The sequence below is a fragment of the Streptomyces luteosporeus genome (assembly GCF_039532865.1).
In the GTDB taxonomy this organism is placed as follows: Bacteria; Actinomycetota; Actinomycetes; order Streptomycetales; family Streptomycetaceae; genus Streptomyces; species Streptomyces luteosporeus.
Genome location: NZ_BAAASL010000015.1, coordinates 33,151 through 51,970, shown reverse-complemented (window position 1 = coordinate 51,970; position 18,820 = coordinate 33,151). Strand labels below are relative to the sequence as shown.

Below are 18,820 nucleotides of genomic sequence, written 5' to 3'. Positions count from 1 at the left end.
GCTGGCCTTCCGGCACTGCCCCGCTGTCCTGTGCGACGGGTACCGGGGCGCTGTCGAAGTCCTCGGGGCGCATCTGCGTCCAGGGCCGGCCGACCGACGTCTGCTCGGCGGACTGCGGCTCGGTGGCGGGCGCGTCAACGGGGCTCTGCACGTCTTCCGTCGGCACTGCTGTATCCGTCAGGCGCGCGGCGGCCAGGTCGACGTCCGCAAGCTGTGCGGCCCAGTGCTCCATCACTTGGACCCCGGCGCGTGCCCGCTCGGGCATCACGTCCACACCGTCCGCACTGGCCACCTCCGCCAGGTGGACGAGGGCGTCGCGCGCCGAGAGGACCTGCTCACGGAGCTTCGCCACCGGCGTGGGGCGGGACTCGATTGCCTCGGCGGCGGCGGAGACGGCCCGCATACTGCGCATCAGCTCGTCGTGACCGACGAGGGGGTAGGACACCCCGTCGGTGGGGTGGTCCAGTGCCGCCAGCAGGGCTGGCCGCGCCGCACGCGCAACGATGGTCTCGGGGAGCAGGGCAAGGTCGCCCACGGCTTCCCGCAGGGGCCCGGTCTTCGCCACGGCCGCGCTCAGGTGGTAGCTGACCGAAGCGCCCTGCCGCGTACCGTCGACGGTCACCGAGCCGTCTGCGTCCCGGCTGATGCTGGCCACGGTGAACGCCGGGGTCCAGCTCTCCGGTGTGAGTCGACCGCCCTGCGGAGCAGGCAGTCGTACGACTGCTCCGGGCCCGATCTGCGTCCAGACACCACTGCGCCAGCCCTCAGGGATGACCTCGTGGAGGTCATCTTCGCGGTCGATCGCGTACTGCTCCGCGTCGCGCTTGGCCTCGAGGGCGACCAGGGCGTTGCCGTCCACGTCGACGAAGATCCACTTCTTGCTCTGCTTCCGGGTCCGGGGTGGATCGGGCATCTTGTCCCGGCTGACGACAGCCCCGAGAAGGTCTCCCGCCTCGTTGTGTACGAGGCGGCCGCTGAGATTCTTCAGTTCCTTCGGGTTGCTGAGAATGGCCTGCAGTTGGGCGCGGTTCTTCTCCTTGCGGGCGAGGTCTCCTGCGACGCGCTCCCGCTCGGTGGTGATCTGGGCGCGGCGGGCCTCGACGAAGGGAGCGTGCGCTGCCTCAGCCAACGGCAGCTCCAGTCGGGCCACTTCGGCTTCCAGGACCTCGGGTGCCTGGCCACGCAGGTTGAGGGTTCCGGGGCGGGCGGTGGTGATCTCACCGACCGGGTCGGCCGCGGTGAGCAGGTCGTCGCCGCGACGGCGGGCCAGAACGCGCTCGTAGTCGGCGCTCTCCAGTTCCACGGTGAGTTTGCCGGGCTGGATGTCGGTGACGGTGTGCCACCAGCTGCGCGAGCCCTTGAGGAGGACCTGGTCTCCTGCCTGGAACTCAATCGGGCTCCAGTCCCTGCGCTCCCCCTCGGCGAGCGCGTCGAGTTCGCCGCGCTGCGCCAGGTCGAGTTCGGGCAGGGCGGTGTCGGCGGGTGCGCCGTCACGGTGGTAGTGGACGGCGATGGATCGGCCGTGCTTGAGCATGCGCCGGACAAACAGGCCCGTCTTGTAGGCCCGGGTCTCGGGCCGAATGCGCGGGTTCTGGACCCATGCGCCTGCACTGCGCATGCGGATGAAGTCCTCCGCCTCAAGGGCGGCCAGGGCGTCCTTGTCGGTGTCGGCGACACCGAACACCCATGTGCGGTTCTCCCCGCCGTACTCACGGTCGTGGTGGACCCATACCGCTTCCGTGGGCCGGGGACCGGTGAGGTGAGCGGCTTCCTGCAGGGCCTGATGGCGTTCGGCGATCTTCTTGGCGCTGCCGAAGGGAGTGCGCTCGCCGGGCATCCAGTCCGTGCCGACCGCGATCTTCCACTTGACCGCGCCGTCCCAGCCGTTGGGGCCGTAGCCGTGGCCGATCCGCTCGGTGCCGTGGCCCACAGTGATGTGCTCGACGTTGTCGCGGGCGCCCTCGCGGGGTGGCTCCAGGCGCCACCAGTAGCCGGGCATGTCCTCGATCTCCTGCGCGTCGAACGGCACGGCCAGGTTGGGGTCCGGGCGTGCGGCTGGGGACGGCGCGCTCAGCGTGGGCTGGCCGGCCGCAGGCACCGCAGCGACCGCCGGCTCGGCCGTGACGGCGGGCTCGGGGGGTGTCCCGACCTCCTGCGGGGCGGGAACGGCCGAGTAGCGCTGCATGGCGTTCAGCGCGTCCTTGACCGTGGGGTGGGTGGTGCCGCCGCGCGGCCCGGTGCGTCCGTCGGGCCAGTCGGCGAAGGACCGCTCCTTGTCGGCGGCGAACCGGCCCTTGCGCGGGTGCCACTGAAGCCAGAATTTCCAGTAGCCGACCTGGGTGTGGGCTTCGAGTTCGACGTTGAGGAGCTGGCTGCCGTAGCCCTGGACCTCGGTGTTGCGGGTCATGATCCAGCCCTGTGCCTGGGCTGTCTTCCACAGTTGGCCGATGGTCTCGGGGACGGGGTAGTGGGGGTCCCACACGCCCCCTTCCGTCACCGGTGCTTCCTTGAGTTCCTCGCCGGGTACGGGGGTGGTCATCGGGGCCTCCGGTGCCGGTGCCGCCGTCTCGGGCGCCGGCGCGGCAGCAGGTGCGAGTTCGGGCGCGGGGGTGGTGCGGGTGCCGAAGGTGCGCAGGCGCTGCGGCATCTCGTGGGCGTGGCCGGCCAGCACCCGCACGAGCCCGTACAGGTCGCTGGCGTGCAGGTGCTCGTTCTCGAGCTGGGTGCGCAGCGCGGTGGCGGCGGCGCCGAGGCGCTCGATGGCGTCGGCCCTGCTTCGGATCTGGTCGTCGTCGAGCTGGGTCCGATCGTGTGCCTGGATCTGCTCCAGTGCGTCCAGGACGCGGGTGAGGGTGGGCTGTCGGGTGTAGGTGAGCGGCCAGGTGTGGCGGGCGGCGGTGTGCAGGGCGTTGGGGAAGGGTTCGAGCTCGGCGAAGGCCCAGGACACGCGCATGGCGTCGGGGTAGGTGGGGTGGCCGGGCAGCGGCTGGCCGGTCTCCTGGGTCCACACGCGCAGGGCGTTGAGGACCGCGTGGTGGAAGTTGTCCGGACCGTACGGCTGCGGGGGGAGGATGGTGAGCGGCTCGCTGGTGTGGCCGGGCAGCTGGTGGCCCATCACGGTGTGCCAGCTCGATCCCTCTTTGACGAGGGTGGCCACGATGGTGTCGTCGGGTGTGCGCAGGGTGTAGGCGGGGCCGCTCCAGTTGTCCTCCTGCAGCACGGTGAAGCCGTCCGTGTGCGGGACTCGGTAGGCGAGCCGGTCGGGGTGGCCGGGGTGGGTGATCTGCTCGTAGTCCTGGTTGCCGAACGCCTCGTACTCGCCGAGCGGCTCCATGGGGGTGGCGGCGAGGGAGCGTTGGCGCGGGTCCGGGTAGCCGAGGCGGGGCAGCAGCAAGGGGTCCTCGGACCAGATCTCGCCCGCGCTGGGGAACACGTGCCGCCATGCCTGTTCGCTCCATGCGGTGGCCGCGACCCGGTCAGCATGCCGACGGGCGAGGGTGCCAAGCGATGCGAAGAGATCCTTCACGTCCGGCGGCACCGGGACTTGGAGAAGGTCGTTGTCCTGCACGGTCCGGGCCAGCGCGAGGATCGCGCGGACGGCGTCGGACGGGGTGATGGTGGTGGCGCTGGAGGCCCGCACGGCCGCGCTCGCCTCGTGCAGCCGCACCACGCGCGGGTCAGCGGCCGGCCACTGCGGGTGGGCGATCAGCGCCCAGACCGCGGTGATCACCTCGTCGGTTGCGCGAGTGAACTCGGCGAGGCTGGTGTAGGGGCCGTCTTCGGGGGTGGCGGACTCCAGATCGAACAATGCGTCCGCTTCGGTGGGCACCGCGTCGGCTCGGTAGCGGTTCCAGGAGGCGGCAAGGGCTTGGGCGGTCGGAGTCCCGGCGGCCCGCAGGGCGTTCCAGATGGCCTGCTCGGCGGTGCTCAGCCGGCTCCGGTCCACCCCGCCGTCGGTGCTGACCGCCAGGGCGGTGACGTAGGCCTCGTCGGCGGCCAGGAGTTCGCGGCGTGTCCGCTCGTCCAGCCCCAGGTCGATCCAGGCGGGCAGTTCCTCCCAGCGCATCACCAGGCGCATCGTGGGCCGGGTGAGGCCGCCCTGGGTGGTGATGAGGATGCCGTCGGGGGCGGGATCGAGCCGCCCCAGCTCGCGCAGGTCCTCGCTGAGGCGGGGGCCGCCGAGCCACAGGCCGCGGCCGGACGTGACCAGGTCCTCGCGCCAGGCCCGCCACTGGGCTGGGTCGTCCATCCGCCGGACGAAGGCCGCAAGCCCTGATCCGCGCTCGGTGGGAGCGGAGCCGAGCGCACCGTAGGTGTTGATCACGGTGCGGAGGGCGGCGTGCTGCTCGGCCAGGGTGATGCCGGGCACGGCGGCATCGCTGACCTGCAGGGTGGTCGGTTCACTGGCGTCGGCTGGCCGGGTGAGGCTGGGGCGGGGCGCTCCCCGGAAGAGGGTGTCCCAGGCCGGCGATGCAACGGTGGCCCGCCAGGACGTAGCGAAGAAGTCTGCGGCCTGCAGCAGCTCGGTGAGTGCCTGGGCAGCGTCCTGCGGTACCGCGTCCTCCGCCCATGCCTCGCGCAAGGCGCTGACAGCCGTCTGGACGACATCGACGGCTGCGTGGAAGTCGCCAGGGTCGCGGAGGGAGACCCGCCTGAAGGTCTCCAGGGCATCGCTCAGCGCCGTCTCGGGACCCGCTTGTAGGGCACGCTGCTTGAAATGGCCGGTGCGGGCCACTGCCCGGATGGCCTGATTGAGAGCGCGGCGCGGCGCGCTGATCTCCTTGAAGTGCGTGAAAGCCGTCCCGACTGCGGGCTGTTCGTCCTCGGAGGGCTCGGCGGGCTGGCCCGGCTCGTCGTTGCCCCCTGGCGCAGGCGGAGGCGGGTTGTCGCGTCCGGCACCGCCACCCGCGGCCGGCGGGACGGCGTTGTGCTGGTCACTGGGCGCGTCAGGGACTGCGTTGCGCTCGGCGCGCGGAGCGCCCCCCGATGCTGCGGGACCGGGCGCCGCCTGGACGGCTTCGAGCGGGGTGGGAATGACATCGGACTGCGTCCGCGGGGCCGGTATCGGCTGCATCGCAGGTGCCGCGGCCGCGGCGGGCTGCTGCGTGAGGTCTGCTGGCTTTGGCATCTGCAGGGGGCGCGGTGCGCGCTCAACCAGCCCGGTCAGCGGCACGGTCACCTGGTTGAACGGGCGGCTCAAAGTGTGCGCGGACGTGTAGTCGCGCCCCTTGCCGTAGTAGGTCCGGTGCACACTTATGCGGTCGCTGGCTGCGTTGAAAACGCCTGGCTCCATGACGCGGCCGTAGGTGTTAGTGATGCGCTGAGAGGTGGAACTCTCGTAGCCGTCCGCCCAGACCTCGTCGCCGGGCTGCAGTTCCCAGGGATATACAAGGTCCCAGCCGTGGCGACCGCGCCCCCGGGCAGACCGGTCACCCGGCGGGTACAGGCCGGCGGCTGAGGCGATGTCGTCCGCCAGCTGCCGGACGCGCTGCCGGGTCTGACCGTAGGAGCCGGAGCCGGTCCCCAGACGCTGGTCGAAGTCACGCAGCATCTCGGCAATCAGATGCAGGTCCTGGGAGGGATCACCGCTGTAGCTGACGCCGTTGGCAAGCCGAGAGAGGGCTGCTTGTGCCAGGCGCAAGGGAGCGCTGGGCCGCACCCTCTTGAACCAGCGGCGGTCGGCGTCACCTTCCGGTGCAGGGTTGTCAGGCAAACGGTTGAGAAACGTTGCGGCGCGTTCCCGAAGAAGGTGAGGCATGCGGGCGTGGCGGCGCAGGTGGTGTCGGGGAGCCGGCCCGTGAAGCCAGGCCGCGGGCCCGCCGTGGCCCTGATGGTCGCTCCAGGTGGCGTCGTCCAGACTGACGACCTGGTGCAGGTCGACCGGCTGGCCCTCGGCGTCAGTGCGTTCGCGCAGGTTGAGTGCAGCGCTGACCGTGCCCCGCACGGTCACCCACTCCCCCTGGGCGGGCACTGCCGTGCCCCGCAGGAGACCGTCGGCCACGTCACTGGCGGTCACCTGGTGGCGGAAGCTGATCTGGTCGCCGGGTGTGAGGTCGCGGATGGTGGCGATGGTGGTGAATCCGGCAGCAATTTCGGTGTCCTGACGGGTTCGCCGGGCTTCGGCGTCGCGCTCGGGGTCGGCCGGCAGGTGCCGCTCTTCGACTGCGGTTGCATAGACCGCCTCTTCAACGGTGTCGCCTGAGCCGGTGCGCCACAGGCGGGCGGCGTGCGCGGCCAGAGGAGACGAGAAGGGGAAGGGGTGTCTATCGGCCCGGTCGGCGAGGACGGCCTCGATCGGTTCGGCGAGGACGGCCTCGATACGGGCGGCGAACCGCCAAGCGGTGCGCTTGTCGCCGAACGCCGGCGCCCCTGGCAGGTCGGACATCGGCCCGGGTAGAGCCACGCGCCACTGCTGGTCATCAGGAGACTGGTAGACGGCGAGACTCCCGCTCGAGGTGAGGGCCACCTGGCCCAAGTCAGCGATCGCCCTCAGGTATGCGGCCCGATCGGGAGTGAGAGTTCTCTCGCCGGGCTCGGCGAGCTCCGGGCTGGCGGAGCGCAGGTGGTCGAGGAAGTCGTCGGCAAGTTCGAAGCGGGTACCGTCCGCGCGGGCGGCAAACCGCGGCAACGTCGCCAGGTGATCCAGTGCTGCCTGAGCATCCAGCGGGGCGAAGACCACGGTGTGTGTGCGCACCGCGCCCGGGTGGGCCGGAAGGTCGATCACGACTGCGCCGTCGGTGTCGGTGTAGGCGAGCGCCCCGGCGGCGATCAGCGACCGGGCGGTGCGCGTGACGGCGCTGCCCTCCCAAGGCTCGCCGCTGGTCCCGCTCAACGGGGCATACAGGCGCCACGGATCGGCGGTGAACTCGGCTGCGCGGGCGGCTCGCTGTGTGCGGCGGGCGTTGCGTTCCCGTGCGCCGATCGGGGCTCCCTGAGGCAAGGAGGCAGACAGGTGCTGCCAGTGGCCGTCCGCGTTCTGCTGCAGACGCTGCGCGCTTTGTCGCATCACGGCCGCCCATGCCGTGGCCTGCCGTCGGACGTGTTCGGCTCCTTCCTGGTCGGCGAGGAATGCGACCAGCGCGTCTGCGGCGTCCGCGAGCTGGAACGCGTAAGCGACGGTGATCTCAGGCGGGGCCGGTACCTCGCCCGGATGCAGGGCCAAGTCGTTCAGTCCCGTGGTGAACAGCAGGGCATGCGCGACAGGATCGGCCGCCCGGAAGGACTCGGCCATGTCGCGGTCGGCGTCCCAGTGCAGGGGCGACACAGGCACTTCGGAGAGGTGGTCGCGCCACTCCTGCGCACTGAGGTAGGGCCGGATGGGCTCCTCGACCTCGCTGGGGGTGACCTCGTCCCCGGTCGCGGGGATGCCTGCACCTTGCTGGTCAGCCTCGGGGTCGGCGCCGAGTTCGGCGTGGGCGACGAGCTCGGCATCGTTCTCGGCCCGACGGCGCAGCTCGAGCAGGGCGAGGTGCAGGCGGGGGTCGGCGTCTCGTTCGGTGGCGGCCAGGTTCCCGGCATGCGTGGAAGCGGCATAGGCCGCGGCCTCGAGCACGCTTCCGTCGCCGGTCTTGTCCAGGCGATGCAGATGCGCCTGCTCGTGGGCCTGTTCGGCGAACGCGGCCAGAGTCTGGTGATCGCTGTAGACGACGCCGTGCTCGCGGGCCTGCATCAGGTGGGCGAGCACGATGGGCGCAGGTCCGTGGGTGAGGGGCCGCTGGCCTTCGAGTACGGCGGCGCGCACCAGTTCCAAGAGGTCGTCCTGGGCGGCGAGCCCGTGGGCGGCATCGGCGTAGGGCTGGGCGCCCGGCGGCACGGGGACGCTCGGGGTGGCCGGGCCGTCGGGGGTGGGTGCGCTGCGGGTGGAAGCTGCGTCGGTGGGCAGGGTGAGCAGATGGCTGGCGATCCGGTCGACGTGGTGGCGCGCCAGGTTGTGCAGCGCAAGCGCGAAGAAGCCGCGCTGGGGACCGCTGTTGTTGAGCACTATCTTGGCTGCGTCCGCGACCTTCTGGTGGCGGTGCATCTCTCCGGCGAGTCCGCCGACATCACGGTGCCCGTCGCACAGGCGCAGTGCTGCCGCGAGGTCGTGACCAGCCTCGGCCGGCATGTCGTCGTCGAAGGGCAGGTGGTCAAGGAGGTAGGCGAGTGCGGTGATGCCTTCCCGGTCCTGCTGCAGCTCCTCGGCCGGGTAGGTCTCTCCGGTGGCGTTGATGCGGGCGGGCACCAGGTGCTCGGCGAGCCGGTGTGAGGCCTGCTGGACGAGGCGCACGGCGTGGTGGGCAGGCTGGGCTGTGTGGCGTCCGCTGTGCCGCCCGATGACCTCTTCGACGGCGCGCAGCGTCTGCGCGGTGAGCGTCGCCAACTCGGTTGCCTGGGCGGCCTGTGCGTGCCAGGGGATCGCGCCGCCGATGACGGGCAGGGCCTGCTCGAAGGCGGTGATCGTCTCATTGTCCGTGAGGACGGTGCGCAGGTGACGCACCGCGTCCTTGTGCAGCGCGTACAGTGCGGCGCCGGCCGCGTCGAGTTCGGCTCCGGTAGTGATCGGCTCGGTGAGGGTGGCCTCGAAGGTGCTGGCGCGTTCTTCCAGGGGGGCGCCGATGGGGCGGCGCAGGGCCAGGCGCATGGTGTCGTCGGCCGTCTCGCCGACCGGGGTGAACAGGTGCGGCCCGTCCTCGCTCCCGGTGATGGTGAGGACGCCGTTGTCCCAGACCGGGAGCTGGGCGCCGGTGCGCCGGGCAAGCGCGTACAGCTCGGCCGCGGTGTAGGTGACCGTGTCGTCCCAGGTGGCGGAGCCAGCGGCGCGCATGAGGTGGGAGGCGGGAAGGTGCTCGGCGATGGTCTGGGCGAGGACGCGGGCGTGCTGCTGCTCGCCGTCCTCGGCCCCGTTGGGCCAGGTCCCCTCCCCCGTGGCCGCCAGGGTTTGGGTGGTGAGGTGCATGCGGGCGGCGTGCTCGTAGGCGGCCGCCGCCAGGTTGCTGATGCTGGGCTCGTGGATGCCGTCGTCGTCCAGGCGCATCTGGAAGGCGGACGCGAGGTCGAGGAGCGTGCGGCACCAGCGCGCGGCATCGGGGCGGGTGCCGATCTGTTCGGCGGTCGCGTCCTGCCACAGTGCGATGGCCGCTTCGTCGGCGATGTCCTTGAGCGCCTTCTCGCTGAGGTACTGGGATCCGCTCCAGGTTCGGGTGAACTCTCCGAGAGCGGCGATGAGGTGCAGGGCGCCGGTGCGGGCGGCGGCCTGGTGGGGGTAGGGGTCCTCGCCTTCCCCCATGTCCTGCGGGTCTGGAAGGTGCCAGGCGGCCAGCGCGGCCGCCGGGAGGGGGGCGCCGGGAGCGGCGGTCGCGGTGTCAGGCACGGCGGCGCCCGGCCGCGAGGTGGCGAGGTCCTCGAGGTACGCGTTGAAAGGGTCGGTGTTTGGCTGCGGGGTGGCGGCGTATTCGATGAGTGCGCTGAAGATGTCGGTGTCGATGTCGGGGCCGAACAGTCCGGGCCAGCTGTCCGGGTGGTTGGACAGCATGGCCCCGGCGTCGTTGACGGTCAGGCCCTTGGCGATCGAGATGAACCGGGCGGCGTCCTCCTGCGCGGGTACCGCTTGCAGGGTGCCGGACCGGCCGCCTTCGCGCGACCACAGGGTCCACGGGCCGTTGCTTTGCCAGGAGATTCGCAGGCCGGAGTCGGTGCCGAGACGGTCGTTCAGCTCGGCGCCGCGGCACACGAACACCTCGCGGCCGCGCTGCACCGCGTACAGGGTGTCGTCCTGCGGTTGCAGGGCGAGCCGGGCGCTCTGGGCGGTCTGCGCGGTGACGTGGGCGGCGAGCAGGTCGAGGGATGCGTCGTCGCCGAAGAACGCCCGCATCAGGGCGGTCTTGCGTGCACCGTCCGCACCGTCGATCTCGTCCATGACCTGCTCCTGGATCCAGTCGCGGATCAGGCCGACATGGAGGCTGTCGAGGGGGTCGTTGCTGACGGTGAGGCCGACGGTGTGCGGGTCGCGGGCGGCGGCGTCCAGGAGCCGGCCGATGAGCTCGGCGTGCTGCTGCCACTGTGGCGGCAGCGGGAGACGGCCTGCGCCGGTGGCGTGCTGGGTTCCAGTGGCGTGCTGGGCGACGGTGGCCGCCAGGCGGGCGAAGGCGCCGGTGAAGCCGCGCGGGGTGATGTCGGCGTGCAGGGTGTGCCGCAGGGCTGGGCTCATCTGCTCGGCGCGTGCGCCCAGCCAGTCCACCAGGGCCGGGGCGAACGGCACGGGGGCGTGGCTGGTGAGCGGGTGGGCGGGGATGTGCGTCGAGGCGAGCAGCTCGGGGTCAGCGAGTGCCTGCTGGGTGAGGGCCTCCAGCTCGTCGTCGAGTCGGCCGTCGGTCTCGACGAGGGTGGCGTACAGTCTGCGGGCCAGCTGGGTCGCGGTGGCCGCGAAGTCGCGGAAGTCGCCGCTGCGGGAGTGGCGGTAGCCCTCGTCCTCGTGTTCGCGGATGACCCGGCGGGCCAGGTGGGCGGCTTCGTCGAGCAGGTGGGGCCAGGCTGGATCGATGTGGCCGTCGGGCCCGGTCAGGGGGCGGCGGGCGAGGTCCTCCAAGAGGTGGGACAAACGCCGTTCGGTGGCCGACTTGGTCGGCCTGAGCTGGTTGTGGATGCTGCGCACGACGGTGTCGCCACGCGGCCCGTAGTAGCCCTCCAGCTCCTCGTAGTCGTAGCGGCCGTCGGTGTCCGCGTAGGGCGCTGCCGGGTCGAGGTCGCGGGCGGCGACCTCAAGCGGGCGCGCGCCGGGGTTGAGGAGGGTGTCGGCCAGGTCGGGATCGGTGAGCACCGTGCGGGCCAGGCGCCCCAGGTGGGTGGGGAGCTTTCCGGTGGCGCGGGTCAGGTCCGTGGTCCCGGTGGCGCGGGCGAGGCCGTACAGGGCGTGCAGGTGCGCGGCCGCCCCGCCCGGGATGCGGGTGGCGGCCATCCGGGCCTTCAGCAGAGTGCTCTGTGCCTCGGTGCGCTCGAGTCCGTTGGGCGTGGTGGGCTGCGCGGCGGCTTCGGCCAGGGCGTCGAGGGCCTGCTGGACCTCGGCCGCATTCGCATAGGGCTTCTCGAAGCGGCGGGCCGTCTCGCGCAGCCACGTTTCGTCGGGCGCGGGCGGCGGGGTGTGGGCAAGGCGGTCGACGTGGAGGGCCGCGGTACGCGCGAGGTGGCGCAGCCGGCCGGTGGCCTGGTCGGCGGTGGCGCGGCGGTCGGCGGGCGCGCCGTGCAGCTGCCCGGCCAGCGTTTCGGCTGCTATCTGAACCCGGGTGTACGCCTGGAGCTGCAGGCCCCAGTCCGCGGCGGGGGTCTGCTGCGCCTGATCCCAGGAGTCGGTGAACTCGGCGATGGCCGCCGCGAGTTCCTCGCCGGGTTCGGCGGGCAGGTCCTGTCCGAAGTCTTCCTGCCATTGGTCGTGCAGCTCGTGCAGGCCCTGGCGTGCTCGGGCGGCGGAATCGTGCTCGTTGTCCGTGGCATACGGTGCGGGGCGGTCTTCTCCGAGGCTCCAGCGCTCCTGGGTGCCGGGGCCGTCGCTCGTGCCGGTGTCCTGTGCGGGCTCGTCCGCAGTCTTCTCCGTCGCCTCCTGGGCCGGGGCGGGGGTTCGGGGTGCGGGGGCGGCGTTAGCGGTGGGGTCGGCCGCGGCGAGGGCGCGCACGGCGTCTTCGTCGCCGTCGCGGATGGCCTGGGTGAGGGGCTGGTTGTTCTGGCTCCAGGTGGCCATGAACTCTTCGAACTGCGCGCGGGCCTGGGCCTCGATGGTGCGGGCCAGATCGTTTTCGCCGGCGTGCTGGGCCAGGGTGGCGCGGTGCCGGTCGAGGAAGGTGCGGACGAGACGGGTCAAGCGGCTCACGGGTGCCTGCATGGTGATGCGGTCGCGGCCCTTGAGGGAGCGCAGGAGCCGCTCGGCCTGGTTGAGGGAGTTGGTCAGGGCGGTCTCGGTGTCGTGGCCGTCGCGGTCCTCGTGTGCGGCGACCGCCTGGAACAGGTCGTGGCGCAGCTGGGTGAAGGCCCGGGGGATGTTCTCGCGGTCCCAGGTCTCGCCAGCGGCGCGGCTGAGCTCGATTTCGGTGGCTTCCACCTCGGCGAAGGCCCGATTCCATTCCCGCTGGGTGGCGAAGACGGGCGCGGTTGCGGGCGAGGGCTCGGCGGCGGGCGACAGCGCGGCTGGCACGCCGGTGGCAGGCGGGGTGGGTGCGGGCTTGTCGATGGCCGTTGACGGGGCTGCGGGCGGAGTGCTGGTCGTGGTGGGTGTCTGCGCGGGGCCGTCGGCCGGGCTCTCGGCCGCGGGGGTCTGGGCGGCTTCGGGGGTTTCGGTGACGGAGGGTGCGGCGCGGCGGGCCAGGCCGGTGAGGCGGGCGTCGTTGGAGACGGCTTCGAGGCGGGAGCTGTCGCGGCGGCGGGCGGTGAGCTGGCGGCCTTGGCTGGTGACGGCGTGCAGGACGGGGCTGTCCTGCATGAGGCGGCGCAGCAGGGCGTGGGCGGCGAGGGTTTCGGTGCCCACGGTGTACGTGGCGGACAGGCCGAGGTCGTCGAGGCGGACGTACTCGCGGCCGTCCTCGGCGCCGGACTGGTCCGGGCGGGGTTCGTCGGAGTCCTCCCACTGGGCCAGCGCGGCAGGGCTGTCCAGGGTCGCGGTCCAGCGCTGTTCGTGCAGGGCGGCCAGGCGGCCGAGCCGCTTGAGGTCGGTGGCCATGGGGTTGTTCCTGCCGAGCGCCTTGGTGGCGTCCTCGATGGCGGTGCGCCACAGCTCAGGCGGCACGATCGCGGCGGCCGGCGCCAGCACCTCGCTGGCCAGGCGCTTGGCGCGCAGACTCCGGCTCTCTTCGTGCAGCTGGGCGAGGGCCTTGGTGAGTTTGCGGGCGCCGGGGCTGGTGGCCGCGTCGGGGTGGGATTCGACGACCGCGCGCAGGGCTTCGGCCATCAGCCGCTCAGCGATCCACGTGGCGAGACGGTCGGTGTAGTGAGGAAAGTCCTCCTGCTCCTCGTCCGCCGCGGCGGGGCCGTCGGCGGACGCTCCGGCGCCGCCGCTGCCTGTGCCGGAGCGGCTGCGGGAGCGTCCCCCGCCCCCGCCTCCCCCGCCGGAGCGGGCCATGGCAGCCCCGCCCTCGACGCCGCCCGCGTAGCTGGGCACGCCACCGGCGGGACCGTTGCTCTGGACGGGGGCTTCGGTTTCCAGCTCGGCCATCAGGGCGGCCAGCTTCGCCTTGGCCTCCACGAGGTTGTCGTCGTCGTGGTAGACGGTGCCGAGGTAGGACTGAGCGTTGGCGACCTCGGCGAGGGCGTGGGCGTGCTGTTCCTGGGCCAGGGCGAGGTCGTCTTCGAGGTGGGCCAGGCGGTATTCGAGGGACTGGATGGTGCCGGAGACGGCGGCCGGGTCGGCGGTGAGCTTCTTGCGGTCGACGGGTACGGGCTGGCCGGCGCCGAAGTCGAGGTGGAGGTCGAGGAAGTCCAGGCGGGCGAAGATGGGCACCCCGCCGAGCTCGGCGATCTCCAGCGGCGGGTGGTTGCGCTGGCCGCGCAGCTCATCGATGGCGTCGACGAGCCGGAACTGCAGGGCGGCCGCTGCCTCCTTGCGCTTGGTGTAGGTGCGCCTGGTGCCGTTACGCCCGACCACGGTCATGGAGAAGTCGGTGTCGCGGGTGGAGCGGCGGGTGCCGGGCGTGGTGGCGTCGCCGAGGACGGTGGTGAGCCAGGAGATGTTGGCTTCGAGCTGCTCGGCGCGCAGGCTCTCGGTGTCGATGGTGTGCCGCAGGCCGTACTGGGCGGCGTTGTGGGCGTGCTTCTCGGCCTCCATGCCGAGGATCTCGTTCTGGAGGGTTCCGACTTCCTGCAGGCGCGGGCCGCCGGCGCCCATGGCGACGGCTTCGACCATGTACTCGTTGAGGTCCATCGCGATGTCTTCGATGGTGCGGTCGGTGAGCTTGCCGCTCATCAGCTGCTGGATGAACTTGGCCTTGCCCAGGACGAGCTGCCACACGTAGGCGTCGAAGGAGTTCTCGGTGACGTAGTTGTAGACGTGGACCTCGCGGCCGAGGTCGTAGTTGAGGTTCTTCTGGCGGACGACGCGGCCGGTGCGCTGGTGCAGGTCGACGGGGCGCCAGGGGCAGTCCAGGTGGTGCACGGCGATCGCGCGGCGCTGGACGTTGGTGCCGGTGCCCATGGTTTCCGTGCTGCCGATGAGGACGGAGATCTTGCCGTTGCGGGCGTCGCGGAAGAGGGCGGCCTTCTCCCGGTCGGACTGGGCTTCCTGCATGAAGCGGATGCCGTCGGTGGGCACGCCGCGGGCGGCGAGCTCCATGAACAGCCCGTCGTAGACAGTCCACTTGCCCTGCTTGAGGGCGTCCTTGGAGGGGGTGCCCAGGTCGGCGAAGACCAGTTGGAGGCTGCCGGGCAGTTCGTCGGGCGCTGCGTCGTTGGGGCCCTGATAGACGTCGTCCTTGTGCTTGAAGTACAGCTCGGCGATCTTGTCGGCGGCGATCGAGATCTTCGTCTGCTCGCCGTCTTCGAGGGCGTATCCGATCAGCCGCGGGTCGAGGGCCGCCTGCCTCATCCAGCTGGCCAGCTTGAGCATGTTGTCTTCGCTGGGGTCCACTGAGTGTGAGCGGATCGCGCGGGCCCGGCTGCGGGCCTCCTCGGCTATCTCGGCGTTCACGCTGGTCGGCGGGCAGCTGACGATCTGCGGGCCGCCCTTGTACACGTCGGGGACCGGCAGCCCGAGGTCTTCGGCGGTCTTGACGTCGGTGGGCACCCACCAGGCCGTGAGCAGCTCGGGCATGTTGGTGAAGCGCGCGAACCGGGACTTGGTCTGCAGACCGCCCTCGGGGGCGATTTCGATCTTGGTGTCGATCTCGGCGTGGTTGGCGACCCAGTCGTCGAAGTTCTCCAGGCCCTGGGCGGCAAGGATGTCGGGGCGCAGCAGCTTCATCCACACGTACGCCTCGGCGATGCTGTTGACCACCGGGGTAGCGGACGCGCCGGTGATCACGCGGGCGCCGTACTTGCCCCGCATGTACTCCAGCTTCATGTGCAGGTCGGTCGCGCGGATCGACCCGGCAATGCTCAGGCCGGCGTTATTGGAGGGGTTGTACAGATTCTTGAAGTTGTGAATCTCGTCGACGAACAGGTAGTCGATGCCCAGCTGCTCCCACGACAGGCCGCCTTCGCGGATGGAGCGCATCCGGGCGCGCAGGGCCTGTTCGCGGACGAGCTTCTTACCCTCGACCGCCTTGACGGTGTCATCCTTCTCGGGGTCTTCGCCCTTGGCGATAATCGCGGCGCGGCGCCGCTGAAGGTCGCGTTCGAACTCGGCGATCTGGTTGGCAATGTAGTTCTCGTGCTCGGCCGCGGACAGCGGGATCGCCTTCATCACGCCGTACGTCATGATGATCGCGTCCCAGTCGCCGGTGGCGGCCTTGGCCGCGAACCGCTTGCGCTTACGGCGGGTGGAGAGGTCCTTGGTGGAAGCGGTCAGCACCTTCGCACCGGGGTAGGCCTGCAGGAACTCCCGCGTCCACTGCTCGGCCATGTGGTTCGGGACGACGATCGCCGGCTTTCGGGCGAGACCGAGACGGCGCAGCTCCATCGCGCCCATGGACATCTCGAGCGTCTTGCCGGCGCCGACCTCGTGGGCGAGCAGCGCACTGGGCTCGTTGAGGATCCGGGAGACCGCTGCCTGCTGGTGCGGGCGGGGAGTGAACTCGGTAGACAGGCCCGGCAAGGACAGCTTCGGGGCGTCGTCGTAGTTGCGCAGGACGAAGGAGTTGAAGCGGGTGTTGTAGAGGGCGGCGAGGTGCTCGGCGCGCTCCTCGTCCTTCCACAGCCAGGTGCGGAACTCCTCGTTGATCTTCTCCGCGTACTTGTTGGCAACCATCGTCGCGGTCATCGCCTCGGCCCGGAGCTGGGCCTTCTCTGCGGCGGTGGCGTCCTCGGGGAAGGAGGGATCGACCCGAATGGGCCGCTGGTTGAGCAGAGCGCGCACGATCTGGACCGCGTTCATCTCCTGGGTGCCCCAGACCGCGGTCATCATGACGTCGTTCTCGCTGTGGCAGTCGACCGTCCAGGTGAAACCAGCGGCCCGCTCCACCTTGATCGACTTGTCGCGCAGCAGGCCGCGCAGGAACTCCTGGACGTAGGAGGCGTCCACCCAGGGGGCGCCGCCGAGCTTGACCCGGATCTCGCCGGGCGGCACGTCCTCGGGCTGCACCTCGTGGAGCGCCGCGACGTTCGCGATGAACCGCTGGTCGACGGCGGCTGCGTCCTGGGCCTGGGTGAGCTTGAGGCGGACGTTGCCCGACAGGTACTCGGCGGCCGGGACCAGGCGCCCGGTGTGGGGCTCCTCGAACACCACACCGAACAGCGCGTCCCGCGCCGCCTGCTCGCCGTCCAGCTCCAGCAGCCGGGCGACGACGTCGAGGCGTATCTGCCCGTGGAGGTCGAGGCTGATCGCGGCGGCCTCTTCGGGCGTCTCCGCTTTCTCGGGCAGGGTGCGCGGGGCGGCGACGCGCTGGGTGAAGATCTCGGACTTGCGGGCGGTGCCGGTTTCCTCGTCGTATTCCTCGAGCGCGTAGACGAGCGGGGCGTGCGGGTCGTCGGCGAAACCGCCCTGCGCCGGCGGGACCCGCGCCCAGACCTTGAGCTTTCCGGCGTCGCGCAACTCATCGCGCACGGCCTGCACCTCGGCCAGTGCTTCGCGCAGCGCGGCAGGGGCCTTGGTGGCGTCCCAGCCGAGCAGGACCTGCAGGTCGGCTTCGGTCATCACGCCGTCGCCGAGGTTGTCGATCGCGGCCTGCTGCTTCGAGCCGAGCCGGCCCGTCACCTCCAGAGCCGCGTCCAGCAGCTGCTCGGACAGCTCCTCGGGAACGTCGTCCCAGGTGAGCTTGCGGGTTCGCTCCTGCCGGGTGAACCGGCTGACCGGCCCGTACTTCTCGACGTACGCCTCGTAGTGCGCGTTCAGGTTCGAGCGCAGGAAGGTCAGCCAGACGTCATCGACGTCCGGCGAGGTCTCGGCGTCCAGGAGCTCGGAGACCGCGTCACGTATCAGCAGCAGCGCCCGCAGCTCGTCACGCTGGGTCTTGGGGCAGGGATGCGGCTCACCGTCCTCCAGCCGCGCCGACCAGAAGCTCCCGTCCGCGAGCTCGATGATCCGCCCGTCGAACCGTTCCGCGTCCTCGCCGAACAGCTCCCGCGCGTCGGGGCCCTGCACCTCCTCCTCGCGCCGGGCCGGGTTCTCGGTCATCCCCAGACCGGCCTCGACGGCGGCCGCGATCTCCCGCTGCAGCTCCCGCTCCAGGCGGGCAGCGGTGTCGCCGCTGCCGGCGAGGACCTCCGGCCGGTGCTTGCCGCCCCGAGCCCGCCCGGGCACCAGGGTGCCCAGCACGTTGCGCGGATGGGCCTGGAAGTACTCGTTGACGTCCATCCGCTTGTCGTCGTCGGCCTTGACCTCTTGGGTCTTCGTGAAGGCCGCGCCCTGCTTCTTGTGGGAGGGCGCCTTGCGGCGGAACACCAGCAAGTCGGTCGCCACGTCGGTGCCGGCGGCCGCGGCGTGCGCGCCGTTAGGCAGCCGGATCGCGCACACCAGATCCGCGAGCTCGCCCATCTCCGCGCGGGCGGCCTTGGACGACTTGTCGAGGGTGCCGGTGGAGGTGATGAACGCGGCCACTCCCCCGACCCGCACACCTTCGAGGGCCTTAATGATGAAATGGTCATGCATGGGGAAGTTGCCGGGATTGTGCCGAGGGTCGTTGAGCCGGGCCGAGTGGAAGGGCACGTTGCCGATCGCCGCGTCGTACTCGCCGGTCCTGACCCGCGACTTCTCAAAGCCCTCATTCAGGACCCGGGCCTGCGGGTACAGGGCCTGACTGATCGCCGCGGTCACCGGGTCGAGCTCGACACCGGTCATCTCGGCCCCCTCGGGGGCCATCCCGATGAACGTGCCAACCCCGGAGCCCGGCTCCAGAACCCGGCCGCCCTTGAACCCGAGCGCCTGCAACGCCCGCCAGATGATCCGCACGTACGCCGCGTCCGTGTAGTGCGCGTTCAGCGTCGTCCGCCGCGCCGCCAAGTACTCCGCCTCGGTCAGCAGCTCCCGCAGCTCCGCCTGCGCTGCCTCGTACTTCTCACGACGGGCCTTGGTGCGTTCCCGCGACGGGTCGAAGACGTTCGGCAGCGCGCCCCACGACGACCACCGGGCTAGTACTCGACGCTCCTCGTCGGTCGCTTCCCGCTCCTCGCCCTGGATCTGGCGCAGGACCCGCAGCGCGGCCAGGTTGGCCTCCAGGCGCGGCATCGGCGATGCCGGAGCGAGATCGTTCTGGTCCTCGGGACGGAACGCCCCCTCCTGGGCCGCCAACTACAGCAGCCCCTGCCGGGCCAGAGCCTCATCCGAGAGCCCGGCGAGCTCCAGCAGACGGGGCACAGCACCAGCACGAAGCCGTTCACGCTCCGCGGCACTGAAGTCCCCCGGCCGACTGCGACCGGCCAGCAGGTCGTGAAGGTGCTGCTCACGCCACTGTTCCTCGGCCGCCTCGGCTTCGGTGAGGTGAGGGTCCTCCGCTAGATCGACGTCGTCCTCGGAAGGCAGGAGAACCAGCTCGCGCAGCACCTCGCGCTCGGCGCCGTGGCGTAGCTGCTGCAGACGACCGACCCGCTCGAGGAAGGACTCTCCCGCAGGCGCCGGCGAGGTCACACGCTCGGCAGTCCAGCGGATCCGCACCTCGTCCTGGACATCGCCGCCGAGCTCGGTGAAAAAGGCCTCGGGGTCATCGAGCTCTGCGATGCTCCTGGGCCGGAACTCCTGCCAGTGCTGCTGCGCGAGCCGCCCGTACTGATTCAC

General features: G+C 71.2%; 2 protein-coding genes (1 of these 2 cut by a window edge). Both read right to left on the bottom strand.

Annotated features, from left to right (window positions below):
* On the bottom strand, positions 1–18,337 hold the 5' portion of the coding sequence (locus tag ABD361_RS20160) for a UvrD-helicase domain-containing protein (protein WP_344436778.1). It extends 8,936 nt beyond the left edge of the window; the window shows 18,337 of its 27,273 coding nt (coding positions 1–18,337); the start codon lies at positions 18,335–18,337; its stop codon lies off the left edge, out of view.
* Positions 18,338–18,820, bottom strand: a complete 483-nt coding sequence (locus tag ABD361_RS20155) for an amidase (RefSeq protein ID WP_344436776.1) — start codon at positions 18,818–18,820, stop codon at positions 18,338–18,340.